Origin of the sequence: Streptomyces wuyuanensis (assembly GCF_900103455.1) — a bacterium.
GTDB lineage: Bacteria > Actinomycetota > Actinomycetes > Streptomycetales > Streptomycetaceae > Streptomyces > Streptomyces wuyuanensis.
The window spans coordinates 44,162-67,113 of record NZ_FNHI01000017.1; the positions used below are offsets into that span (position 1 = coordinate 44,162).

Genomic DNA, 22,952 nt, shown 5'->3' on the forward strand with positions numbered 1-22,952 from the left:
TGCCGGGAACCCGCTCACGCCGCAGACCCGCCGACGCGCCGAGCGGGCCCGGCGATGCCCGTCCCGGGGCCGCCGGGCCTTCCTCGACGGCCCGGGTCACACGGACGCCGCGGGCCCCGCACCGGTGACGACTCCCCCGCCCTCGCACCACGAGCACCGTCACGCCACGAACGTCCTCGGCGCCTCCGTGCCGGTGGTCACGCCCGTCCTCACCAGCCGGGCCGCGGCCGCCAGCCGCGCCGCCGCCTCCTCGGCGACCGGGCCGCCGACGGTGAACGGCAGCCGGACGTACCCCTCGAAGGCACCGTCGACACCGAACCGCGGCCCGGAGGGGACGCGTACGCCCACGCGTTCGCCGACCTCCGCGAGCCGGGATCCCGACAGACCGCCCGCCCGGACCCACAGCGTCAGGCCCCCGTGCGGGACCTCGAACTCCCAGTCCGGCAGTTCCCGGCGCAGCGCCGGCACCATCTCGTCCCGGTTGCGGCGGGCCTGCTGACGCCGCAGCGCCACCGCCTCGTCCCAACCGCCGGTCCCCATCAGCCAGTTGACCCCCAGCTGCTCCAGTACCGGGGTACCCAGGTCGGCATAGGCGCGCGCGGCGACGAGGGAGCGGATCACGTCCGGGGCGGCCCGGACCCAGCCGATCCGCATGCCCGCCCAGAAGGCCTTGCTCGCCGAGCCGACCGTCAGGACGGTCGAGCCCGCCGGGTCGAAGGCGCAGACCGGCCTGGGCATGTCGGTCTCGTCGTCGAGGCACAGTTCGGACATCGTCTCGTCCACGAGGAGTACGGTGCCGGCGGACCGGGCCGCGTCCACGAGCTGCCGTCGCTGGTCCTCGTCCGCGAGCGCCCCCGTGGGGTTGTGGAAGTCGGCGACGACGTAGGCGAGCCGTGGGGCGGCGTCGCGCAGCACCTGCCGCCAGCGGGGCAGGTCCCAGCCCTTCAGCCCCTCGGCCATGGCGACGGGCACCAGCCGGGCTCCGGCCTCGCGCATCAGCTGGAGGATGTTGGCGTAGGAAGGCGACTCGACCGCGATGCGCTCCCCCCGTCCCGCGAAGAGGTGGCAGATCGCGTCGATGGCCCCCATGGCGCCGGTGGTCACCATGATCTGCTCGGGCATCGTCGGGATGCCTCGCTCGGTGTACCGGTCGGCGAGCGTCCGGCGCAGCGCCGGCAGTCCGGCCGGGTAGTCGCCGTGGGTGTGCGCGTACGGCGGGAGTTCCTCCAGCGCGCCCTGGATGCTCCGGGTCAGCCAGGGCTCGGGCGCCGGCAGCGCCGCGCAGCCGAGGTCGATCATCGAGCCGAGGGACTCCGGCGGCAGCGGTTCGAGGCCGCGCGCGGGCAGCGGGTTGCCCGCGGGCACCGCCGTCCAGCTGCCGGCCCCTCTGCGGGACTCCAGGAAGCCCTCGTTCCGCAGGGCTTCGTACGCGGCCGCCACGGTGGTGCGGCTGACGGCCAGGGCCAGCGCGAGTTCGCGCTCGGCGGGCAGCCGGGCGGCGACGGGCACCCGGCCCTCCAGGACGAGCAGCCGGATTCCGTCCGCGAGGGCGCGGTAGGCGGGCGGTCTGCGGGTGCCGGGGCCCGCCGGGCGCGGCTGCTGTGCCTGCAGTTGCCGGGCCAGCGCGGGCGCCCCCACGGCCGAAGTCCACTGAGCCATGGAAGTCAGTCCACCTTCCTCGGATTGGCCATGGTTGGCATCTCTCTCCCCGCCACAGAGTGTCATGCGTCAGTCCACTTCCACCACCGGGGGCAGAACCTTGTCCATCACGTCCGGTCTGCGGGGCAGGCATCTGCCCCGCAGACTGCTGCAGCTCTACGCCGGCCTGGCGCTCTACGGCGCGAGCTCCGCGCTCCTGGTCCGCGCGGGTCTCGGCCTCGAGCCCTGGGGTGTGCTGCACCAGGGACTGGCTGGCCGGACGGGGCTCACCATCGGCGTCGTCTCGATCATCGTGGGCGCCGTCGTGCTGCTGCTGTGGATACCGATACGCCAGAAGCCCGGACTCGGCACCGTCTCCAACGTCTTCGTCATCGGGATCGCGATGGACGGCACCCTCGCCGTCGTGCCGGACGTGCGCGGCCTGGGCCTGCAGATCCCGCTGATGGCGGCCGGGATCGTCCTCAACGGCGCGGCCACGGGCCTCTACATCTCGGCCCGCTTCGGCCCCGGCCCGCGCGACGGGCTGATGACGGGGCTGAACCGGCTGACGGGACGCTCCATCCGGCTGGTCCGTACGGCCATCGAGGTGGCGGTCGTGGCCACCGGGTTCCTCCTCGGCGGCACGGTGGGCGCCGGCACGGTCGTCTACGCGCTGTCCATCGGCCCGCTGGCCCAGCTGTTCCTGCGCCTGTTCGCCATCCCGTCCGACGGTGGAGGAAGCACGGTCGTCGCCGGATCTTCACCCGAACGAGCGATACTGCGTTCGTGACTTCCGCAGCGCGCCCCCGGCACCCCTATCTCGACCACCCCGGCCCCATACCGTTCGCCCACCGCGGCGGCACGGCCGACGGCCTGGAGAACACGGCCGCGGCCTTCAGGCGCGCGGCCGCCCTCGGCTACCGCTACTTCGAGACGGACGTGCACACCACCGCGGACGGCAGGCTCGTCGCCTTCCACGACCCGACGCTGGACAGGGTGACCGACGCCCGCGGCCGGATCGACGGGCTGCCGTGGGCCGAGGTGGAGCGCGCCCGGGTGGCCGGCAAGGAACCCCTCCCGCTCTTCGAGGACCTGCTGGAGGAGTTCCCGGAGGCCCGCTGGAACGTGGACGTCAAGGCGGAGGGCGCACTGGAGCCGCTGGTCGACCTCGTACGGCGGGCGAACGCCTGGGACCGGGTCTGCGTCGGCTCGTTCTCGGAGGGCCGGGTCTCGCGCGCGTCCCGGCTCGCCGGCCCGCGGCTCGCGACCTCGTACGGGGTGCGCGGGGTGCTCGGCCTGAGGCTGCGCTCCCTCGGGTTCCCCGCGGTGATGCGCCGCGGCGCGGTGTGCGCACAGGTCCCGGAGTCGCAGGGCCGGGTGCGCGTGGTGGACCGCCGTTTCGTCCGCGAGGCCCACGCCCGCGGCCTCCAGGTGCACGTGTGGACCGTGAACGATCCGGATCGCACGGCCGCTCTCCTGGACCTGGGAGTGGATGGCATCATGACCGATCATCTGGAGATGCTGCGCACGGTGATGACCGACCGGGGGGTCTGGGGCTGAGCGTCGCGCGTCTCCCCGCGGGGACGAGTGAGGGGGGCGGGCGTGGCCGCTGACACCGTGGACGGGACCGACGGGACCGACGGGTCGGAACGCGCCGAGCGCCGGCGCGAGCAGCGCGGCTGGTACTTCTACGACTTCGCCTGCTCCGTCTATTCGACGAGCGTCCTGACGGTCTTCCTCGGCCCCTATCTCACGGCCGTGGCGAAGTCCGCGGCCGACTCCGGGGGTTTCGTCCATCCGCTCGGCATCCCCGTCCGAGCCGGTTCCGTGTTCCCCTACGCGGTGTCCGTCTCGGTGGTGCTGGCGGTGCTGGTGATGCCGATGGTCGGCGCCATCGCCGACCGCACGGGCCGCAAGAAGCCGCTGCTGGCCGTCGCCGCCTATCTGGGCGCGACGGCGACGGCGGGGATGTTCTTCCTCGACGGGGAGCGCTATCTCCTCGGCGCGTTCCTGCTGATCGTCGCCAACGCCTCGCTGTCGGTCTCGATGGTCCTCTACAACGCCTACCTGCCGCAGATCGCCGGGCCGGAGGAGCGGGACACGGTCTCCTCGCGCGGCTGGGCCTTCGGATACACCTCGGGGGCGCTGGTCCTCGTACTGAACCTGGTTCTCTACACCGGCCACGAGTCCTTCGGGCTGACCGAGTCGGAAGCGGTCCGCATCTGCCTGGCCTCGGCCGGTGTGTGGTGGGGCGCCTTCGCGCTGGTGCCGCTGCGCCGGCTGCGGGACCGACGGGCCGACGCGGACGGCGTCGCTCCGGGCGAGGGGGCGGTCGGCGCGGGCTGGCGCCAGCTGGTCGCGACGCTCAAGGACATGCGCCGCCATCCGTTGACGCTGTCGTTCCTGCTGGCGTACCTCGTCTACAACGACGGGGTGCAGACGGTGATCTCCCAGGCGTCGGTGTACGGATCCGAGGAGCTGGGCCTCGACCAGACCACCCTGATCACCGCGGTGCTGCTCGTGCAGGTGCTGGCGGTGGCGGGCGCGCTGGGCATGGGCCGGCTGGCCCGCTCGTACGGCGCCAAGCGCACGATCCTCGCCTCGCTCGCCGTCTGGACGCTGATCCTCGCCGCGGGCTACTTCCTGCCGGCACGGACCCCGGGGTGGTTCTACGCACTGGCCGCCGCGATCGGTCTGGTGCTGGGCGGCAGCCAGGCCCTGTCGCGCTCGCTGTTCTCCCATCTGGTCCCGCACGGCAAGGAGGCGGAGTACTTCTCCGCGTACGAGATGAGCGACCGGGGTCTGAGCTGGCTGGGACCGCTGGTGTTCGGTCTGACGTTCCAGCTGACAGGGAGCTACCGGGATGCCATCATCTCTTTGGTGATCTTCTTCGCCCTCGGATTCGTCCTCCTGGCGCGCGTTCCGGTGAGGCGTGCGGTGGCCGCGGCGGGGAACCCGGTACCGGAGCGGATTTAGACGTTGAAGCGAAGGGCCGGTAGTGTACGCCTTTGGCCTGCCAGGCGGACCGTTACTGCGCGCTGAAAAGCTCCAAACGCTGGGTGACACTTTCTGCCAGATGTGACAAACCGGGCACTGGTGGGTACCCAAACCCTGGAAAAGCAGCAGCACGACGGGCGACGACGCATGACCGGCAACGGGAATCTTTACCGCCGACCGGACGTTGACCGGATGACGACGACAGCGACACCTGTCCTGTGGGCGACAAGCCCGGGAGGCACGATTCATGAGTGAGCGAGCTCTTCGCGGCACGCGCCTCGTGGTGACCAGCTACGAGACCGACCGCGGCATCGATCTGGCCCCGCGCCAGGCGGTGGAGTACGCATGCCAGAACGGACATCGTTTCGAGATGCCGTTCTCGGTCGAGGCGGAGATTCCGCCGGAGTGGGAGTGCAAGGCGTGCGGCGCCCAGGCACTCCTGGTGGACGGGGACGGCCCCGAGGAGAAGAAGGGGAAGCCCGCGCGTACGCACTGGGACATGCTCATGGAGCGGCGGACGCGTGAGGAGCTCGAGGAGGTGCTGGCCGAGCGGCTGGCCGTCCTCCGCTCCGGGGCGATGAACATCGCGGTGCACCCGCGCGACAGCCGGAAGTCCGCGTAGCCGCACTCGTACAGAGCGAAGGAGCCGCGGGCTGCGGCACACACATCGTGTGCCGCAGCCCGCGGCTCCTTCGTGTGCGCTCCCGTGCGAGCGGCACGCGGTGGAGCACCCGCGCCGCGACCGGCAGCACGGCTTCCCGGTGCCGGCCCACGGGGTGGGCGAACTCGCGGGTCCCCAGGCGCCGGCGCGCCGCCGGCCTTCACGGCGGGCGACCGGACGGCGGTGGCGTCACGGCGCGCATGGGCGCGTGAGGACCCGTGCCGTGACCGCCCAAGGGTTCACCGGCTGGGACGACCTCTCCCGGTCAGGTCACCGGGGAGCCAGCGGCGGACGGGGCCCCGGCTCGGGGCGCGGCTCCGCGGGCACGTCCTGGCGGATGACCTCGCCCTGCACGATCTTTCCGTCCGGGCGGTGGATACGGGCCTGCTGGAAGGCGTCCCCGAGCGAACCCGGGCTCGCCTGCCGCATCCGTCGCTCGAACGACCGCTCCGTCATCCGGCCGAGGGCCGTACGGACCGGCGGCACGAGCAGCAGCAGTCCGGCAGCGTCCGAGATCAGGCCCGGCAGCATGAGGAGCAGTCCGCCGAGCATCAGGAAGCCGTTGCCCCTGCTCGATCCGTCCTCGGCGCCGGGCGTGCCCGCCTGCTGCCGCTGGATGGTCTCCGACAGATTGCGGAAGGCACGACGGCCGGCTCGCTTGATCACCACGGCGCCGAGCACGCCGCCGGCCACGAGCAGCGCGAAGACGGTCAACCCGCCGGCGACCCCGGCCACGACGGTCAGCAGCCATATCTCCAGCACCAGCCATGCGGCGATGCCAACGGGAACGAGGGTGCGAGCGCGGGAGCGCTTGGGGGCGGTCGGTGTCGTTGCGCCGGTCGTCATGCTCCCAGTGTGCCTGGGTGGCGGCAGGAGTGGCGTAAAGGCAGGCCGGAGCCCCGCCCGGAGGGGGGAGCGCCACGACGGGACCCGAGCGTCGGGGCCGGTACGGCCTGTGAGGCCGGCGCCTCCGAGCCTGCTCCGGCCGGTCGCATCGGGGCCGGAGCGGGAGCGGTGTACACGGCCGGAGCGGGATCGTGCGTCGGGCCGGCCCCGGCGTCAGAACGGCTTGCGCCCGATGATCTTCCCGGCGCGGGCGCCGACCCCCCACGCGGTGACCCGCCACAGCGCCTCGACGACGATGTCGCGGCTCATCTTGGAGTCGCCCAGCTCACGCTCCACGAAGGTGATCGGAACCTCCACGACATGGAACCCCGCCTCCACGGCCCGCCGGGCGAGGTCGACCTGGAAGCAGTAGCCCTGGGAGGCCACGTCGTCGAGGCCCAGCCCTTCGAGGGTCTCCTTGCGGAAGGCGCGGAAGCCGCCCGTGACATCGCGGATCGGCACACCGAGCAGCAGCCGCGAGTAGGTGCTGCCGCCGCGGGAGAGGAGCTCGCGCGACTTGGGCCAGTTCACGACGCGCCCGCCGGGCACCCACCGGGAGCCGAGCACGAGGTCGGCACCCTTGAGCGCGGTCAGCAGCCTGGGCAGTTCCTCCGGCTGGTGGGAGCCGTCGGCGTCCATCTCGACCAGGACGCCGTAGCCGTTGTCGACGCCCCAGCGGAAGCCCGCGAGATAGGCGGCCCCTAGGCCCTCCTTGCCCTTGCGGTGCAGGACGTGGACCTGGTCGTCCTCGGCCGACAGCTCGTCGGCGATCTTTCCCGTGCCGTCGGGGCTGTTGTCGTCGGCGACCAGGATGTCGGCCTCCGGCACGGCGGCGCGCACCCGGGAGACGATCGGCTCGATGTTCTCCGCCTCGTTGTAGGTCGGAATGATCACCAAGGCTCTTCCGAGCGGGCCGTACCGCCTCTGACCGCCGTCGTTCATGCTGCCCCTTAACGTCCGTACGCAGGGACCCACCATAGCGAGCGCCGCAGGCGGAGCGACGACGGCACGGTAGCGGGGGCGGAGGGTCGGGCCCGGCGTCCTTCGGGCCGGCCTGGGAACCGCTGGCTGCGGGTCGACCGAGAGCCGTTGTCTACTGAACGCCGGGCCCCACCCGGGTCGCACCTTCCCCCGAGCTCCTGCGGGGCAGGGGGGACCCCCACCGGCCGTGACCTACCCTCGCCCCGAGGCGCGGGCGCTGGACCTGGCTCCCAGTGGCGGAGCGCCGGTGCGGCGCTCCACCCCCTGGCCCAGCGGCGTTCGACGACTGCGTGGAGGCCGGCCGGTCGGACGTCCTGTGGTGGACCCGCCGAACCTACCGGCCGACGGGCGCACTCTGTCAACAGTCGTGCGATCTGCGGCGATTGACCGATCCAGCAGGTCAGCGACGAAGATCCGCAGGTCGTGGAGGAACCCGTACGGCGGCGGACGCCGGCAGGACTCGTCCCGAAGTCACTCGCCCGGCCGTACGTAGACCGTTTGTCCGAAGACCACGGTCCGCAGGCACTCGGGAAGCGGGTTTCCGGGGGTGAGATCGGGCAGGCCGGGCGTGCCCGAACGGGGGTCGGTGGACCAGCGGGCGACCCGGTCGTCGGGCGCCTGGACCACGAGCTCACCGGTGCGCCAGACCGCGTAGTCCGCAGGGGCTCCGGGCACCAGCGTGCCCGCGTCGTCGCGTCCGACGGCACGCCAGCCCCCGCGGGTGTGGGCGGTGAAGGCGGCGCGCACGGAGATCCGGTGCTCGGGGGTGCGGTGGAAGGCCGCGGCCCTGACGGTGCCCCACGGGTCGACGGGGGTGACCGGACTGTCCGAGCCGAAGGCCAGCGGGACCCCGGCGCGCAGGAGCGCGGCGTACGGGTTGAGGGTGCGGGCCCGTTCGACGCCCAGGCGCTGCGCGTACATCCCGGTGTCGCCGCCCCACGCCGCGTCGAACGCGGGCTGTACCGAGGCGGTCAGACCGAACTCGGCGAACGCGGCCACCGTCTCGGGGGTGAGCATCTCGGCGTGCTCGACCCGGTGGCGGGCGGCGCGGATCCGGGCGAGCCCGAGGGCGTCCGCGGCGGCCCTCACACCCTCGACCACGTTGCCGATCGCACGGTCGCCGATGGCGTGGAAACCGGCCTGCAGCCCTGCCTCGGTGCACGCGGTGACGTGCGCGGCGACGGCGGCCGCGTCGAGATGGGCGGCACCGGTGTGCGGGGCGTCCGCGTACGGCTCGTGCAGACAGGCGGTGTGGGAGCCGAGCGAGCCGTCCGCGAACAGGTCTCCGGCCGCTCCGGCGGCCCCGAGGGCGCGGGCCCGCTCGACGTCCGTGTCGGCCCAGTAGCCGACGACACGCGGCCCCGGCCCCTCGGCCGCCGTCTTGAGCAGCGCCGTGAAGTCGTCCTCCGAGGAGATGTCGGGCCCGCCGCACTCGTGGACGGTGCCGATACCGAGGGACGCCGCGTGCCGCAGCGCGGCGCGCTGGGCCTCGGTCCGCTGCTCCGGCGAGACCGCGCTGTAGGCGGCGGCCCGCACGGCGTGGTGCGCATCGCCGGTGAGCGGCTCGCCGTCGCGGAAGCCGCCCATGCCGCGGACCGCGGGCACCAGGTCGAGCATCGCGGTGGTGACCAGGGCGGAGTGGACGTCGATCCGGGTCAGGTAGAGCGGACGGCCTCCGGTGAGCCGGTCCAGCTCGTCCCGGCCGAGCGGCCGCTGCTCGGGCCAGCGCGAGGCGTCCCAGCCGTGTCCGATGAGGATGCGGTCGGCGGGCCGGGCGGCGGCGTACTCCCGGATGCGTTCCGCCGCCTCGACCAGCGAGGCGGCGGTCGAGAGGTCGAGTCCGGTGAGCGCGAGGCCCGTCGCCGTCGTGTGGACGTGCGCGTCCACGAAGGCCGGGGTCACCAGGGCGCCGTCGAGGTCCACCACCTCGTCCACCCCCGAGGCGAAGGCGTCCGCGGCCCCTTCGGAGCCGACCCAGGCGACGTGTCCGCGTTCGACGACCATCGCCGTGGCGAAGGGGTCGGCGGGGCTGTGGACTTCTCCGCCGCGCAGCAGCACGGTGCGGTGTTCGGCCTGGGTCGCGCTCTCACTCATGGGGAACAGCCTAGATTCGCGGCGGCCGTGCCTCGTACGGGGTGGAGAGCACCACCGTCGTCCGCGTGGAGACGCCGGCCAGCGAGCGGATCTGGCCGAGCAGCTCCTCCAGCTCCAACGGGGTCCCGACGCGGACCTTGAGGATGTAGTTCTCGTCACCGGCGACGCTGTGGCAGGCCTCGATCTCGGGCACGCCGGCCAGCCGCTCGGCGATGTCGTCCGGGGCACTGGGGTCGAAGGGTTTCACCGAGATGAACGCGGTGAGGGGCAGTCCGACCTCCTCGGGGTCGACGACGGCGGCGTACCCCCGGATGACGCCCCGCTGTTCGAGCCGACGCACGCGCTGGTGCACCGCCGACGTGGACAGGCCCGTGGCCTTGCCCAGATCGGTGTAGCTCATGCGCCCGTCCTTGACGAGCAACTCGACGATCTGACGATCCAGCTCCTCCATGCAGGTCAACCTATTGCCCCCGGTGCCTTCCGGCACAGCCGGCCGCCCTCCGGGAGGGCACTTGCGCCTGTCGTGTGACGAACGCCACAGCACCGGGGCCGTGTCCCTCGGGGCCGCGCGGTTACCCCGGGGGCCGGGAGGGAATTGCTTGCTGTGGTCGAGGCCGCAAGCGCCTGGTCGGCCCACCCGAGGGGGAGATTCTCCATGCACAGTGTGAAGCGCACCGGTCGTCCCGAACCGGAGCCCGTTGATTCCGTCGCGTCTCACGAGGACGACGAACTCGACTCCTACGACACCTTCGAGATGTACCGGGTCGTCTGCCCGGACTGCGCCCAGCCGATCGCGCTGCTCGCGGACGAGTACGTGCTCCCCGAGCACGCACTGTGCCCGACGCCGTGGAACCCGTTCGTGCTCGCGGTCTGCGCCGGCACCGGCCGGGCCGCGGCGGACGCCCGCCCCGCCGACGACACGCGCGAGGTCCAGGAGCAGGACACGGCACTGCTGTTGACGCTCCCTCAGGGACTCGACTGGCGTACGCAGCCCTTCTCGCACGTCGGCGGCCCGGGCTCGCGGCCCATGAAGGTCCCCCCGATGCGGCGCGCCGCCTGAGCCGTCGGCTCCGACGTCTTCCCCCCGCACCAGGACGGCACGGCCGTTCGCGGTGCGGGACCACCCCTCCCGGTCCACCGGCATCTCCTGCTGCCCGCAGGACATGTGACGGCACGTCATGCCCGGGAGGATCACCGCGTTCCGCCGGGCATCGCCGGTCGCGCGCTCATCCCCGCGCCGACCGCTGCGGGCACCTCGGGGCGGTCTAGCGCGCACCGAGGGCCGGCCCGCACCGGCACGCCCCGGTGACAGGACGAACCGGTGCTCGAATGGCATCGGGGGTGACCCCGCGCCGCCGGACGCCGTTTGGACGGGCATGACCGCGGAGCACCCCAAGGGCGGCCAGGGCCGCCGCCGGCTGATGACCTCACGTCAAGAAGAATCGGTTCCGCATACGCCCGATCCGCCGATCTACCGCGACCTGCTGCATCGCTGGGCCAGTGCGGGACGTACCCTGCCGGGCCGCCGTGACCAGGAGTGGAACCGGCTCACGGCGGCACCGGTGTGGACCGGGCGGACCGGCTGGGTCAGCGGGACTCTGGCCCAGCGAGGTGACGGGCGATGACCATCCGCTGGATCTGGTTGGTGCCCTCGACGATCTGCAGCACCTTCGCCTCGCGCATCAGCCGCTCCACCGGGAAGTCCGCGGTGTAGCCGTAGCCTCCGAGGATCTGCACGGCATCCGTGGCGACCTGCATCGCCGTGTCCGTGCAGAACAGCTTGGCCATCGCCGCCTCCTTCGAGAACGGCAGGCCCCGGTCGCGCAGCCGTGCGGCGGCGAGGTACAGCGCACGCCCCGCCTCGACCTTCGTGGCCATGTCCGCCAGCATGAACCGCAGGCCCTGGAAGTCGGCGATCGGGCGGCCGAACTGCCTCCTGCCGGTGGCGTAGTCGAGGGACTCGTCGAGGGCGGCCTGGGCCACGCCGATCGCGCAGGCCGCGATGCCGAGGCGACCCGAGTCGAGCGCGGACAGGGCGATCGCGAAGCCCTGCCCCTCGTCGCCGACCCGGCGGGCGTCGGGGACGCGTACGCCGTCGAAGTGCAGCTGGGCGGTGGGCGAGCCCTTCATGCCCATCTTCTTCTCGGGCGCGGCCGCGCTCAGCCCCTCGGCGTCGCCCGGCACGAGGAACGCCGAGATGCCACGGGCGCCCTCGCCGCCGGAACGGGCCAGCACGGTGTAGAAGTCGGCGACACCGCCGTGGGTGATCCACGCCTTGGTTCCGGTGATGACCCAGTCGTCGCCGTCGCGCTCGGCCTTCGTGCGCAGGGAAGCCGCGTCCGAGCCGGACGACGGCTCCGAGAGGCAGTACGCGCCGAGCAGCCCGCCGCCGAGCATCGCGGCGAGGTACTCGCCGCGCTGTTCCTTGGTCCCGTAGTTGGCGAGGGCATGGCAGGCGAGCGAGTGGACGCTGACCCCCAGTCCGACGGTGAGCCGGGCCGCGGCCAATTCCTCGAGGACCTGGAGGTAGACCTCGTACGGCTGGTCGCCGCCGCCGTACTCGGAGTCGTAGGGAAGGCCGAGCAGTCCCGACTCGGAGAGCAGGGAGAACAGTTCGCGCGGGAAGCGGCCCGCTTCCTCCTCCTCGGCCGCGCGTGGAGCGATCTCCCGCTGGACGATCTCACGGACCAGGGCGATCAGATCCCTGGCCTCCTCGGTGGGCAGTGTGCGGTCCACCGGCTGCGGGGCACGGTCGGGCATGGCGGCGCTCTCCTCCCTGTCGGGCGCTGCGGCGGTCGCGCGCGAAGGGTTGGGCGGCGCCGCCGGATGTCACTGGTGCGCCGATGCTGCCCTCCCGGATCACGGAAGTGGCTGACCAGCGGCTGTGGCGGCTTGAGTATGCCCCATCGGACGGCGTCCGTCACGGGCGGAAATCACGCCCGCGGCCGCTTCCCGCATTCCTCGAAGATGGTCCGAACCATTGACCAACTGGTCCAGTCCTCCTGACGTACCCCGCCAGCGAATGACGCGTCCATGTCATGTCTCGCAGTCCCCCACTCGATCTGCCTCCCCCACGAGGAGAACCGATGCCCGGACCACGTCCCCCACGTGCCCGCCCGCGGGCACTGATCGCCACGGTCTGCACGGCCGTCCTCGGCGCGGGCCTGCTCGCCGGAGCCGGCACCGCGACCGCCACCGCTCCCCGTGAGCGGACCACCACCGAGACGGCCGTCGCCGGAGGGGCCGCCGAGCCCGCCCCGCCGCCGGCTCCAAGGTCCTCGGCTACTTCACCAACTGGGGCGTCTACGACCGCAACTACCACGTGAAGAACATCCGGACCTCCGGCTCCGCCACCCGGCTCACCCACATCAACTACGCCTTCGGCGACGTCACGGGCGGAAAGTGCGCCGTCGGCGGCCCAGGGCCCGACCGCCCCGCACTCCCCGCTCACCTCGTACCCCGGCATCCCGGCATCCCGGCATCCCGGCATCCCGGCATCCCGGCATCCCGGCATCCCGGCATCCCGCAGCAGGGCTACCACAGCGACGCCGCGATCCAGAAGCTCGAGGGCCTCGGCATCCCACCGTCGAAACTGCTGCTCGGCATCGGCTTCCACGGGCGCTGCTGGACCGGTGTGACGCAGCAGGCCGGGCGGCACGGCCACGGGGCCCGCCCCGGGCACCTACGAGCAGGGGATCGACGACTACAAGGTCCTGAAGACCAAGTGCCCGGCGAACGGCACGATCGCGGGCACCGCGTACGCGCACTGCGGCAACCAGTGGTGGAGCTACGACACTCCCGCCACGATCGCCGGGAAGACGGCGTACAAGAACCAGCAGGGGCTCGGAGGCACCTTCTTCCGGGAGCTCGGCGGTGACACCGCGGACGGGGAGCTGATCAGGTCGATCGGCTGAGCCGCGAGAGCGTGTGGGGGCGGGGGCCGGTCCGGTACCCCGCCCCTCAGGCGCGGGTGCGGGCCGTCAGAGGAGCCCGGCCCCGGTGACGAGCATCGCGAACACGACCACGAGAACCCAGCCCAGGACGTGCTCGACGATCTTCGGGCCGTCGTCCTTGGGGCCTCCGGTACGGGCCCGGGTGACGGTGGCGTTGGCGGTGGTCGTGGTCATGGCGGCTCGCTCGGTCGTTCTCGTGGTTCCGGTCGCCCCCCGGCCGGTCCCGCGACGCCCACACGGGGTCCGCTGGACCTGCCCCGACCACAGTGCCAGCCGCGCCGTCCGGGGGCAGTGACAGCGGTCACGGCCCCCGGGCGCGGCGGTGGCGCGTCAGTCGACGCCGAGGGCGGCGAGGGCCTTGCGCTGGGCGGCCGTCGGGCGCTCGGGCCAGAAGAGGTAGCAGACGCCGCCTGTGCCGGACGCCACTTTCCCGCTCGCGTTGTACCGCTTGGTGCGCAGCCAGATGTTCTCCCACTCCGCCCGCTTGTACACCCGGCGCACGGCCTCGTTGCTGGGCGAGGCCGGGTCGTTCGCGATCACGTCTCCCCCGGGGGTGAAGCCGATCACGGTCATCAGATGGCCGGAGGTGCCGTAGCCGGCCCCGGTCAGCTCCTCCTTCAGGAAGGACTGGGAGGTGATGGCCGGGATGCCCACCGCGACGAGCGACTCCAGCTGGCCGAGCGACTCCAGCCTGGTGACCACGGCGTTCATCTCGCGGTACGAGGCGGCGTAGGCGGCGTTGAACGGCCAGTTCCCGCAGCCCTGGTACTGGTGGTCGTACGTGTGGCGGGCCGCGTGGCAGACCTGGGGATCGGCGAAGTCGGGATTGACCCAGGCCAGCTCCTCCGGCGTCGGCCGGCGGCCCCAGTACTCCACGATCATCTGCGAGGACGTGGGGCTGCACCAGGCCTCGCCACCGTTGTCGTACTCGGGGTACTGGCCGACGTGGGTGTTCTGCGAGTAGCGGGGCACCGCCAGCTCACGGGCGACCCGGGGCGTGGACGCGGGCACCGTGAAGCGGTCCGGGACGTCCGAGGCCATGGCCCCGACGCGCCACACGGTGGGGGTGAGCGCCGTCCCCGGCCGGCGGTAGAGGGTCAGGCGGAGCCGGTACGCGACCAGCCGCAGTCCGCTCGCAGGGTCGTCCACGGAGAAGGTGTCGGTCCAGATGCTGCTCCGGCCGTCGCTCTGGTCGTCGACGGAGGTGCGCAGGATGTCGCCGTCGCCCGCAGCCCAGCGGCCCATCACGAACCACGGAGTCGTGCTGCCGTCGCTGTAGGTGCCGGACAGCTCCGTCTGCAGCCAGGTCCCGGCCGGGGTGCGTGCGTTCCAGGACGCGATGACCTCGGTCGCGGCCACCCGGGGGCGGTGCACGGGGGAGATCCACCTCGCGTACTCCCAGGACGTGGTGCGGCCGGTGTGGGGGTCCGCGTACTCCGTTCGGCCCGCCGGAGTGCCGATCACCAGCCCCGGGCGGCTGCCGGCGAAGGCGCGGGTGCCCGCGCCCTCGCCGCTGCGCCAGTCCGTGTACGAGTTCCAGAAGCGGTTGTCCACGAGGGGGCGCGGCCGGGCGGCGGGCACCGGGATGCCGGTGGCGGCCGCGGGGCCGGCGGCGGACAGGGCGCTTCCGCCGGCCGCGGCCGCAAGGGCCGCGGTGAGTACGGTTCTGCGCGAGGCAGGCGTGGTCATGGGACCTCCGGAAGCGGTCTGGGCGGCTCGTCGGTGGGCCAACTATCGCGGTTCGCGAGCGACTTCTGCCAGTGACGCGCACCGCGTCGCACCGACCAATATTGGTCTCGACCACTGGCATGACCTGCGAAGGGGCCCCCGGCCGGCGCGTGTACCCCCGTAGGGTGATCCCCATGAGCCCCTCCGTGCCACTCGCCCGCGCCGCCGCCGGACTGCGCGCACTGCCGCCGTCCTGCGGTCCGGTCCGGCTGATCGCGGTCGACGGCCACGCGGGCTCCGGCAAGAGCACCTTCGCCGCCGTGCTCGCCGAGGCCCTCGGCGGGGCACCGGTGCTCCGCCTCGACGACATCGCCACGCACGACGAACTCTTCGCCTGGACCGGCCGATTGATTGAACAGGTGATCGGTCCGTGGTCCCGCGGGGAGAGCGCGCTGTATCACCCGTACGACTGGAACCTCCGCCGCTTCGGGGCGCCACGCGCCCTGCCCGCGGCACCGGTCGTCCTCGTCGAGGGCGTGGGCGCGGGCCGCCGGGCGCTGCGGCCCCATCTGGCCCGCCTGCTGTGGATGGAGCGTGGCCCCCAGGAGTCGTGGATACGCGGCCGGCGCCGCGACGGGCCGGAGCTCTCCGGCTTCTGGGACGGCTGGACCGTCGCGGAGAACCGTCACTTCGCGGACGACCCCTCGCGCCCGTTCGCCGACACGCTGGTACGCGAGTTGCCCGAGGGGTACGAGTGGCTGCCAGGGCCCGGCGCGACAGCAGGAGCGAACCGATTCGTGACGGAACGTGACCACCTCTGACCGGCGTACCGAGCGGTCGGAAATCCACTCCACCGGGCGTCTCAACTCCGCTTGACCCAGGGCCCTTACAGGTCTTACGTTCTCAATGTGCGGCTTTTCCGAGCCGCCCGGACGCGAAGCCCCCGGTTGTTCCCCCGTGATCGGGGGCTTCGTTCTGCCTTCGGCACATTCCCCCGGCACCCTTCCGGCACCGCACGCTCACCCAGGGTCACCGCTCGCGCCGTGCTCGCGCGCCCTTAATCAGCCGCCCCCTGCGCAGGTACGATGCACCCCGGTGCGGTCAATTCCCGCCCGCGACAAGGTGGTTCGGCACGCTCCGCCGGGTATCCGCCCGGTGGGACAGCACGGGGGCAGGTATGTGGGGGACCCGATGGACATCGGCACGCAGGGCTCACCGGCCCCGGCCGACCTCGCCTGGGTGCGCGGCGTGGACGCCTACACCATGGGCGCCTACCCGCAGGCGGAGGAGGAGTTCAGAAGCGCGGTGCGGCTCGACCCCGGGATGGCCGACGGCTGGCTCGGACTGCACGCACTGCGCGTGGACACCACCACCGCGCTGCTGAGGATGTACCGGAACCGGGAGCGTTTCGGCGAGCAGCGGGCCCGGCACCGCCGCACGCTGAACTCCTGGTACTGGCTCGGCTGGTGGGTGCAGCCCGTGCTGGAGAGCCCGCGAGACCTCCTGCTCGCACACGCCTCGCACTGGCTGGACGGGCGCCATGTGCCCGAACTGGACCGGGCCCTCGCGGGACTGCCACCCGTGGACGCCGATCCCCAGGTCCGGTTCCTGCACGCCTGCCGCGCCTACCTGGTCAAGGACTGGGACCAGCTGGTGCGGCACACCGAGCCCCTCGTCGACGATCCGCTCCTCGGGATCGAGGCCGGACTCTTCGCCGGTATGGCGCGGGTCCGGCTGGAGGTGTACGGACAGGCCGAGCCGCTGCTGTCCGCCGCGCTGATGCGCTGCCGCAGCGAGCAGCCCCAGCGCAAGGAGCTCCGCTACTGGCTGGCCCGGGCCCACGAGGGCACCGGCCGCAGCGCGGCCGCGCTGCCGCTGTACCGGGCCGTCCACCGGGTGGACCCCGCCTTCATGGACACCTCGGCACGGCTCGCCGCGATCGCCGACTACGACGGGATCGACGGGACGGACGAGGCAGCGGGACTTGCCACCGTGTCGCTGGCCGGCGCCGGAGCGGGCCTGGGGCAGGACGCGGCGGACGCCCAGCCTGCCGAGGCCGAGCCGCCCTTCGTGCCCGAGCCGCGTTACGGCGCCGACCCCCAGCCCCCGGTCGGGGCGCCGGCCCCGGCCGCCGCGGGCCCGCCGGACGGGGTGCGCGAGAAGTCCGGTGCCCCGTCCCGCTCCGCGCCGCCGTTCCCGTCCGGGCCCACCGATCCGGTGCTGCTCGCCGACGCGCTCGCGGAACTGGAGCGGATGGTGGGCCTGGAGCCGGTGAAACGGCAGGTGAAGGCGCTCTCCGCGCAGCTGAACATGGCCCGGCTGCGGGCCGGGCAGGGCCTTCCCGTCCAGCCGCCGAAGCGGCACTTCGTCTTCTCCGGCCCCTCGGGCACCGGGAAGACGACCGTGGCCCGCATCCTCGGCCGGGTCTTCTACGCGCTCGGGCTGCTGGGCGGCGACCATCTCGTGGAGGCGCAGCGTTCCGACCTGGTCGGGGAGTTCCTCGGCCAGACCGCCGTGAAGGCCAATGAGCTGATCGACTCGGCGCTCGGCGGCGTGCTGTTCGTGGACGAGGCGTACGCGCTCTCCAACACCGGCTACAGCAAGGGCGACGCCTACGGCGACGAGGCGCTGCAGGTGCTGCTGAAGCGGGCCGAGGACAACCGGGACCATCTGGTGGTCATCCTCGCCGGCTATCCGGAGGGCATGGACCGGCTGCTCGCCACCAACCCGGGGCTCTCCTCCCGGTTCACCACCCGCGTCGACTTCCCGTCGTACCGGCCGCTGGAGCTGACCGCCATCGGCGAGGTCCTCGCCGCGGCCAACGGCGATCTGTGGGACGAGGAGGCGCTGGACGAGCTGCGGTCGATCAGCGGCCATGTGGTGGACCAGAGCTGGATCGACGAGCTGGGCAACGGCCGCTTCCTGCGCACGCTGTACGAGAAGAGCTGCGCCTACCGGGACCTGCGCCTCTCGGGGTACGCGGGCACCCCGACGCGCGAGGACCTGGCGACGCTGCGGCTGCCCGATCTGATGCAGGCGTACGGAGAGGTGCTCTCGGGCCGCGGTCCGCGGGACCGCGGCCCCCAGGACCCCACCGGGCCGTGAGCCCACCGGGCCGGTCGGGCGCTGCGGCGCCGGCCCGGAAGGGCGCCGCCGGGGTGCCGTGCCCCGCCCCGGAGGGCGGGGCAGGGCCTCACACTCCGCTCGGGCTCGGCTGGTGGGAGCGCACGTCCTGCTGGTGCGGCGGATCCGTCCGCAGACCGCCCCGCGGGACCGTCGTCCGGTGGGATCCCACGGCGGACGCGGCGGGCTGCACCGTACGGTGGGCCGGGTCGCGCACCTCGCCCACCAGCATCTCGAGGACGTCCTCCAGGGCGACGAGCCCCAGCACCCGCCCGGACGCGTCGGCGACCTGGGCGAGATGCGTGGCAGCGCGGCGCATCACGGTCAGCGCGTCGTCGAGCGGCAACTCCGACCGCAGTGTGGCCATGGGGCGCCAGATGTGCTGCGGCACGGCCCGCTCGCCGTCCTCCAGCTCCAGGACGTCCTTGACGTGGAGGTAGCCCATGAACCGCCCGTTGCCCTCGCCGCGCACGGGGAACCGGGAGTAGCCCGTGCGGACGGTCAGCTCCTCGATCTGCCTCGGCGTCACCGAGGGCGCCACAGTGACCAGGGACGACCGGGCGATCAGGACGTCCGTCACCGGGCGGCTGCCCAGCTCCAGGGCGTCCCCGAGGCGTTCCTGCTCCTCCGGGTCGAGCAGTCCCGCCTGGCCCGCGTCCTCGACCAGCTGGCCCAGCTGGTCGCTGGTGAAGACCGCCTCGACCTCGTCCTTCGGCTCGACCCGGAACAGCTTCAGCACCAGCCGGGAGCAGGCGCCGAGCGCCGCGGTCACCGGGCGGCACAGCCGGGCGAAGCCGACCAGCGCGGGGCTGAGCCAGAGCGCGGTCTTCTCCGGGGCGGCCATCGCCAGGTTCTTCGGCAGCATCTCGCCGACGACGAGATGCAGGAAGACGACGACGGCGAGGGCGATCATGTAGCCGAGGGGGTGGACCAGCGCCTCGGGCACATGGAGGGCGTGGAACACCGGCTCCAGCAGGTGCGCCACGGTCGGCTCGGCCACCGCGCCCAGCGTCAGCGAGCAGACGGTGATGCCGAACTGGGCGGCCGCCATCATCTGCGGCAGGTTCTCCAGGCCGTGCAGAACCTGCCGGGCGCGGGACGAGCCCCGGGCGGCGAGCGGCTCCACCTGGCTGCGGCGCACCGACACGAGCGCGAACTCCGCGCCGACGAAGAATCCGTTGGCCAGTACCAGGAGCAGCGCGAACAGCAGCTGGAGGACGGTCATCGGACGGCCTCCGCCATGGCCTGGGCGTCCGCCGTGCGGACCAGCCGCACCCGTTCGGCGCGGTACCGGTCGACCTGGCGGACCGAGAGCCGCCAGCCGGGCAGCTCCGCGCGGTCACCGGGCGCCGGGATCCGGCCGAGGATGTCGGCGACGAGACCGGCGACGGTCTCGTACGGGCCGTCGGGCACGTCGAGGCCTATCCGCCGCAGAGTGAGGACGCGGCAGCTGCCGTCGGCCTCCCAGGCCGGCCTGCCGTCCTCCGGCGGGACCGGGGCCAGCTCGGGCCCGCCGTCGGCCTCGGCGTCGTGCTCGTCGCGGACCTCGCCGACGATCTCCTCGACGATGTCCTCAAGGGTCACGACCCCGGCCGTGCCGCCGTACTCGTCGACGACGACGGCGATCGGCTGCTCGCTGCGCAGCCGCCCGAGCAGCTGCCGCACGGGCAGGGTCTCGGGCACCAGCAGCGGGGACACGGCGATCCGGCCGACCGGGGTGCGCAACCGCTCGTGGGCGGGCACGGCCAGCGCGTTCTTGAGGTGGACCATGCCGACGACCTCGTCGATGCGATCCCGGTAGACCGGGAAGCGGGACAGACCGGTGGCGCGGGTCAGATTGAGGACGTCCGCGGCGGTCGCGTCGGACTGCAGGGCGCTCACCTTCACCCGAGGCGTCATCACGTGCTGTGCGGTCAGCCCGCCGAGCGAGAGGGTCCTCACGAACAGGTCCGCCGTGTCCTCCTCCAGGGCACCGGCCCGGGCCGAGTGACGGGCCAGGGAGACCAGTTCACCGGGGGTACGGGCGGAGGCCAGCTCCTCGGTGGGCTCCACACCGAACGCCCGTACGAGATGGTTGGCGACGGCGTTGAGCAGCGCGATCACCGGCCGGAACACCGCCGAGAACCGGTGCTGCGGACCGGCCACGAACCGGGCGACCTGCAGCGGCCGCGACACGGCCCAGTTCTTCGGGACGAGTTCGCCGAGCACCATCTGGACGGCGGAGGCGAGCAGCATGCCGATCACGACGGCGACGCCGGGAACGGCCCCGGCGGGGAGGCCCGCGGCGGTGAGCGGCCCGCCGAGCAGCCGGGCCAGCGCGGGCTCGGCCAGCATGCCGACGACGAGTGAGGTGATGGTGATGCCGAGCTGGGTGCCGGAAAGCTGGAAGGACAGCTCGCGCAGGGCCCGGACGACGGTCCCGGCACGGCGGTCGCCTTCGGCGGCGGCGCGTTCGGCGTCCGCGCGCTCCACGGTGACGAGGCCGAACTCGGCGGCGACGAAGAAGCCGTTGGCGAGGATGAGCAGGAATGCCGCGAAGAGCAGCAGTAGCGGGATGATCATGCCGCCGCCTCCTGGGAGGGGGCGGCGCAGGTACTACCGGACGATCCGTCCATTGCCGGAGGGAGTCACTCCTCGGGTCGCAGGGGTGCCTCACGGGCCGTGGCCGGCCCACAGGTGTGAGGCGGAGGCGCACTCGGCGCCTCCGGGTCAAGAGTAATCACGAGTCCGCCCCGACGGGCAGGGGCTCAGCGGTCGTCCGTGCCGGTGCCCCGCGATTCGGCGAGCAGACGCAGGGCGCGGGCGTCGCGGATGGCGTGGTGACGGGCGATTCCGGGCTGGATCCCGAGGACCGGGAGGCTGGTGCCGTCACTCAGATCGAGGAACACCCAGGGGTCACCCGGACGGAGGTTGACACGGACGATCTCCGCCCAGTCGAGCCTGCGGGTCCGGGTCAGGTTGACCACGGTGACGCCCCGGGCGTCGGCGACGACCTTGGGACGGCTGAGCAGCGCCAGCACCCCGAAGAACAGCACCGCGGTCAGGACGAAACTGACCCGCTCCCCCGGGCTGAGCTTCTCCAGCGCGACGGCGACCGCGGTGATCACCGCGAACATCACGGTCCCGACGGACAGCAGGACCGCCCGCGTGCGGGTGGGCCTGAAGGTCACCGGGAGCGTCGGCAGCTCCTGTTGGTCCATGTACATGCTCCGTGCCGTCCGGTTCCTCAGAGTCGGCAGGCGTGGATCGCCGTGGTCAGGATCGCGCGGGCGCCCAGGTCGTAGAGGTCGTCCATGATCCGCTGTGCCTCCTTGGCCGGGACCATGGCGCGCACGGCGACCCAGCCCTCGTGGTGGAGCGGGGAGACGGTCGGGGACTCCAGGCCCGGGGTGAGGGCCACGGCCTTCTCCAGGTGCTCGACCCGGCAGTCGTAGTCCATCATCACGTAGGAGCGGGCGACCAGGACGCCTTGGAGGCGGCGGAGGAACTGCTGCACCTTCGGGTCGTCGGTCCCGGCGCCCGTACGGCGGATCACGACCGCCTCGGAGGTCAGGATCGGCTCGCCGATCACTCCGAGGCCGGCGTTGCGCAGGCTCGTGCCGGTCTCCACGACGTCGGCGATGACCTGGGCGACGCCCAGTTCGATCGCGGTCTCGACGGCCCCGTCGAGGTGGACGACCGAGGCGTCGATGCCGTTGTCCGCGAGGTGCTTGGCGACGATGCCCTCGTACGAGGTGGCGATCGTCAGCCCGCCGAACTCCTCGACGCCGGAGGCCGTTCCGGGCTTGGTGGCGTAGCGGAAGGTGGAACGGGCGAAGCCGAGCTGGAGGATCTCCTCGGCGTTGGCGCCGGAGTCGAGGAGCAGGTCCCGCCCGGTGATGCCGATGTCGAGACGGCCCGAGCTGACGTAGATCGCGATGTCGCGGGGGCGCAGGTAGAAGAACTCGACCTCGTTCTCGGGGTCGACGAGCACGAGTTCCTTTGAGTCCTTGCGCTGGAGGTAGCCCGCCTCATGGAGCATCTCCCCCGCAGGTCCGGAGAGTGAACCCTTGTTGGGGACGGCGATGCGCAGCATGAGACGGGCTTCCTTCGGGTGCGTGGGTGCTTGCGTGGGACTGTTCGGACGTACGGGACGAGTGTGCTCAGAGATGGGCGTAGACGTCGTCGAGGCTGATCCCGCGCGCGACCATCATCACCTGGACGTGGTACAGCAGCTGGGAGATCTCCTCGGCGGCGGCTTCCTTGCCCTCGTACTCGGCGGCCATCCACACTTCGGCCGCCTCCTCGACGACCTTCTTGCCGATGGCATGGACACCCTTGTCCACCAGCTCGGCGGTGCGGGAGGTCGCGGGGTCACCGTTGGCGGCCTTGTGCTGGAGCTCGGCGAAGAGCTCCTCGAACGTCTTCTTGGACATGGTGGTCCCACCCTACGCGGAAGTGGGCACTCCTCAGCGCCAGGGTTCGGATACTGAACGCAGCGTCGCCGCGGTGGCCACTGCGGCGGTGACCGCCTCGTGCCCCTTGTCCTCGCTGGAGCCCTCCAGACCGGCCCGGTCGAGCGCCTGCTCCTCGGTGTCGCAGGTGAGGACGCCGAAGCCGACGGGGACGCCGGTGTCGACGGACACCTGGGTCAGGCCCTGGGTGACTCCCTGGCACACGTAGTCGAAGTGCGGCGTGCCGCCGCGGATGACGACGCCGAGCGCCACGACGGCGTCGTAGCCGCGGCCGGCCAGCACCTTGGCCACGACCGGGAGCTCGAAGCTGCCCGGGACCCGCAGCAGGGTCGGCTCGTCGATGCCCAGCTCGTGCAGGGCGCGCAGGGCGCCGTCGACGAGTCCGTCCATGATCTTCTCGTGCCACTGGGCCGCGATGACGGCCACGCGGAGGTCTCCGCAGTTGCGTACGGACAGTTCGGGTGCGCCCTTGCCGCTCACGTGTCTCCTCGTTCCTGT

The 22,952-nt window shown here is 72.6% G+C and carries 21 protein-coding genes and 1 pseudogene; 8 read left to right on the plus strand and 14 right to left on the minus strand.

What is annotated here, in order from left to right:
• Window positions 1-159: 159 nt before the first annotated feature.
• The gene (locus tag BLT82_RS23725) at window positions 160-1,659 is read right to left on the minus strand and encodes an SCO1417 family PLP biosynthesis transcription factor (RefSeq protein ID WP_093658162.1); all 1,500 of its coding nucleotides are present in this window, start codon (window positions 1,657-1,659) and stop codon (window positions 160-162) included.
• A 64-nt stretch (window positions 1,660-1,723) separates the two neighbouring features.
• On the opposite strand from BLT82_RS23725, the gene yczE reads away from it, so the two are divergent.
• The 4 genes from yczE to BLT82_RS23745 all read left to right on the plus strand — a co-directional run bounded on the left by yczE (window position 1,724) and on the right by BLT82_RS23745 (window position 5,257).
• Complete coding sequence (yczE, locus tag BLT82_RS23730; RefSeq protein WP_093658164.1) at window positions 1,724-2,428, plus strand: membrane protein YczE; 705 nt, start codon at window positions 1,724-1,726, stop codon at window positions 2,426-2,428.
• Entirely contained in the window at window positions 2,425-3,198 is a 774-nt protein-coding gene (locus BLT82_RS23735; RefSeq protein ID WP_093658166.1) for a glycerophosphodiester phosphodiesterase family protein, read from the plus strand. Before yczE ends, BLT82_RS23735 begins: the two co-directional genes overlap by 4 nt.
• A gap of 42 nt (window positions 3,199-3,240) precedes the next feature.
• Window positions 3,241-4,614, plus strand: a complete 1,374-nt coding sequence (locus BLT82_RS23740) for an MFS transporter (RefSeq protein WP_093658169.1) — start codon at window positions 3,241-3,243, stop codon at window positions 4,612-4,614.
• 268 nt (window positions 4,615-4,882) lie between these two features.
• Complete coding sequence (locus tag BLT82_RS23745; RefSeq protein WP_003959706.1) at window positions 4,883-5,257, plus strand: RNA polymerase-binding protein RbpA; 375 nt, start codon at window positions 4,883-4,885, stop codon at window positions 5,255-5,257.
• A 309-nt stretch (window positions 5,258-5,566) separates the two neighbouring features.
• On the opposite strand, the gene fxsA is transcribed toward BLT82_RS23745, so the two are convergent.
• The 4 genes from fxsA to BLT82_RS23765 form a co-directional block, all read right to left on the minus strand.
• Window positions 5,567-6,142, minus strand: coding sequence for an FxsA family membrane protein (gene fxsA / locus BLT82_RS23750; RefSeq protein WP_093658171.1), 576 nt, complete (start codon window positions 6,140-6,142; stop codon window positions 5,567-5,569).
• A 213-nt stretch (window positions 6,143-6,355) separates the two neighbouring features.
• Window positions 6,356-7,123 (minus strand): polyprenol monophosphomannose synthase, encoded by a 768-nt coding sequence (locus tag BLT82_RS23755; RefSeq protein ID WP_093658173.1) that lies wholly within the window; start codon window positions 7,121-7,123, stop codon window positions 6,356-6,358.
• 510 nt (window positions 7,124-7,633) lie between these two features.
• Entirely contained in the window at window positions 7,634-9,256 is a 1,623-nt protein-coding gene (locus BLT82_RS23760; RefSeq protein WP_093658175.1) for an amidohydrolase, read from the minus strand.
• Between the two features lie 10 nt (window positions 9,257-9,266).
• Window positions 9,267-9,707 (minus strand): Lrp/AsnC family transcriptional regulator, encoded by a 441-nt coding sequence (locus tag BLT82_RS23765; RefSeq protein ID WP_093658177.1) that lies wholly within the window; start codon window positions 9,705-9,707, stop codon window positions 9,267-9,269.
• Window positions 9,708-9,911: 204 nt separating this feature from the next.
• On the opposite strand from BLT82_RS23765, the gene BLT82_RS23770 reads away from it, so the two are divergent.
• Window positions 9,912-10,316, plus strand: coding sequence for a hypothetical protein (locus tag BLT82_RS23770; RefSeq protein ID WP_093658178.1), 405 nt, complete (start codon window positions 9,912-9,914; stop codon window positions 10,314-10,316).
• A 527-nt stretch (window positions 10,317-10,843) separates the two neighbouring features.
• Here the strand turns inward: BLT82_RS23770 and BLT82_RS23780 are convergent.
• Window positions 10,844-12,016 (minus strand): acyl-CoA dehydrogenase family protein, encoded by a 1,173-nt coding sequence (locus BLT82_RS23780; protein WP_093658181.1) that lies wholly within the window; start codon window positions 12,014-12,016, stop codon window positions 10,844-10,846.
• Between the two features lie 326 nt (window positions 12,017-12,342).
• Here BLT82_RS23780 and BLT82_RS23785 point away from each other — a divergent pair.
• Window positions 12,343-13,170: pseudogene (locus BLT82_RS23785) on the plus strand (glycosyl hydrolase family 18 protein).
• Between the two features lie 66 nt (window positions 13,171-13,236).
• Here BLT82_RS23785 and BLT82_RS36465 read toward each other — a convergent pair.
• Complete coding sequence (locus BLT82_RS36465) at window positions 13,237-13,383, minus strand: SCO1431 family membrane protein (RefSeq protein WP_107490269.1); 147 nt, start codon at window positions 13,381-13,383, stop codon at window positions 13,237-13,239.
• A gap of 156 nt (window positions 13,384-13,539) precedes the next feature.
• On the minus strand, window positions 13,540-14,898 hold the full coding sequence (locus BLT82_RS23790) for a peptidase C39 family protein (RefSeq protein WP_093658183.1): 1,359 nt from the start codon (window positions 14,896-14,898) through the stop codon (window positions 13,540-13,542).
• 173 nt (window positions 14,899-15,071) lie between these two features.
• On the opposite strand from BLT82_RS23790, the gene BLT82_RS23795 reads away from it, so the two are divergent.
• Both BLT82_RS23795 and BLT82_RS23800 read left to right on the plus strand, forming a co-directional pair.
• Window positions 15,072-15,698: a uridine kinase family protein gene (locus tag BLT82_RS23795; protein WP_093658185.1), complete on the plus strand. Its 627-nt coding sequence runs from the start codon at window positions 15,072-15,074 to the stop codon at window positions 15,696-15,698.
• Between the two features lie 370 nt (window positions 15,699-16,068).
• Window positions 16,069-17,982 carry an AAA family ATPase gene (locus tag BLT82_RS23800; protein WP_093658187.1) on the plus strand — a complete coding sequence of 638 codons (1,914 nt, stop codon included), beginning with the start codon at window positions 16,069-16,071 and terminating at the stop codon, window positions 17,980-17,982.
• Window positions 17,983-18,070: 88 nt separating this feature from the next.
• Here the strand turns inward: BLT82_RS23800 and BLT82_RS23805 are convergent, their stop codons facing one another.
• The 6 genes from BLT82_RS23805 to ribH form a co-directional block, all read right to left on the minus strand.
• The gene (locus BLT82_RS23805; RefSeq protein WP_093658189.1) at window positions 18,071-19,225 is read right to left on the minus strand and encodes a hemolysin family protein; all 1,155 of its coding nucleotides are present in this window, start codon (window positions 19,223-19,225) and stop codon (window positions 18,071-18,073) included.
• On the minus strand, window positions 19,222-20,562 hold the full coding sequence (locus BLT82_RS23810) for a hemolysin family protein (protein WP_093658192.1): 1,341 nt from the start codon (window positions 20,560-20,562) through the stop codon (window positions 19,222-19,224). Before BLT82_RS23810 ends, BLT82_RS23805 begins: the two co-directional genes overlap by 4 nt.
• A 185-nt stretch (window positions 20,563-20,747) precedes the next feature.
• On the minus strand, window positions 20,748-21,200 hold the full coding sequence (locus BLT82_RS23815; protein WP_093658396.1) for a PH domain-containing protein: 453 nt from the start codon (window positions 21,198-21,200) through the stop codon (window positions 20,748-20,750).
• 26 nt (window positions 21,201-21,226) lie between these two features.
• Window positions 21,227-22,075 (minus strand): ATP phosphoribosyltransferase, encoded by an 849-nt coding sequence (gene hisG / locus BLT82_RS23820; RefSeq protein WP_093658194.1) that lies wholly within the window; start codon window positions 22,073-22,075, stop codon window positions 21,227-21,229.
• A 67-nt stretch (window positions 22,076-22,142) separates the two neighbouring features.
• Window positions 22,143-22,415, minus strand: a complete 273-nt coding sequence (locus BLT82_RS23825) for a phosphoribosyl-ATP diphosphatase (RefSeq protein ID WP_093658196.1) — start codon at window positions 22,413-22,415, stop codon at window positions 22,143-22,145.
• 33 nt (window positions 22,416-22,448) lie between these two features.
• The gene (gene ribH / locus BLT82_RS23830) at window positions 22,449-22,934 is read right to left on the minus strand and encodes a 6,7-dimethyl-8-ribityllumazine synthase (RefSeq protein WP_017949544.1); all 486 of its coding nucleotides are present in this window, start codon (window positions 22,932-22,934) and stop codon (window positions 22,449-22,451) included.
• Window positions 22,935-22,952 lie beyond the last annotated feature (18 nt).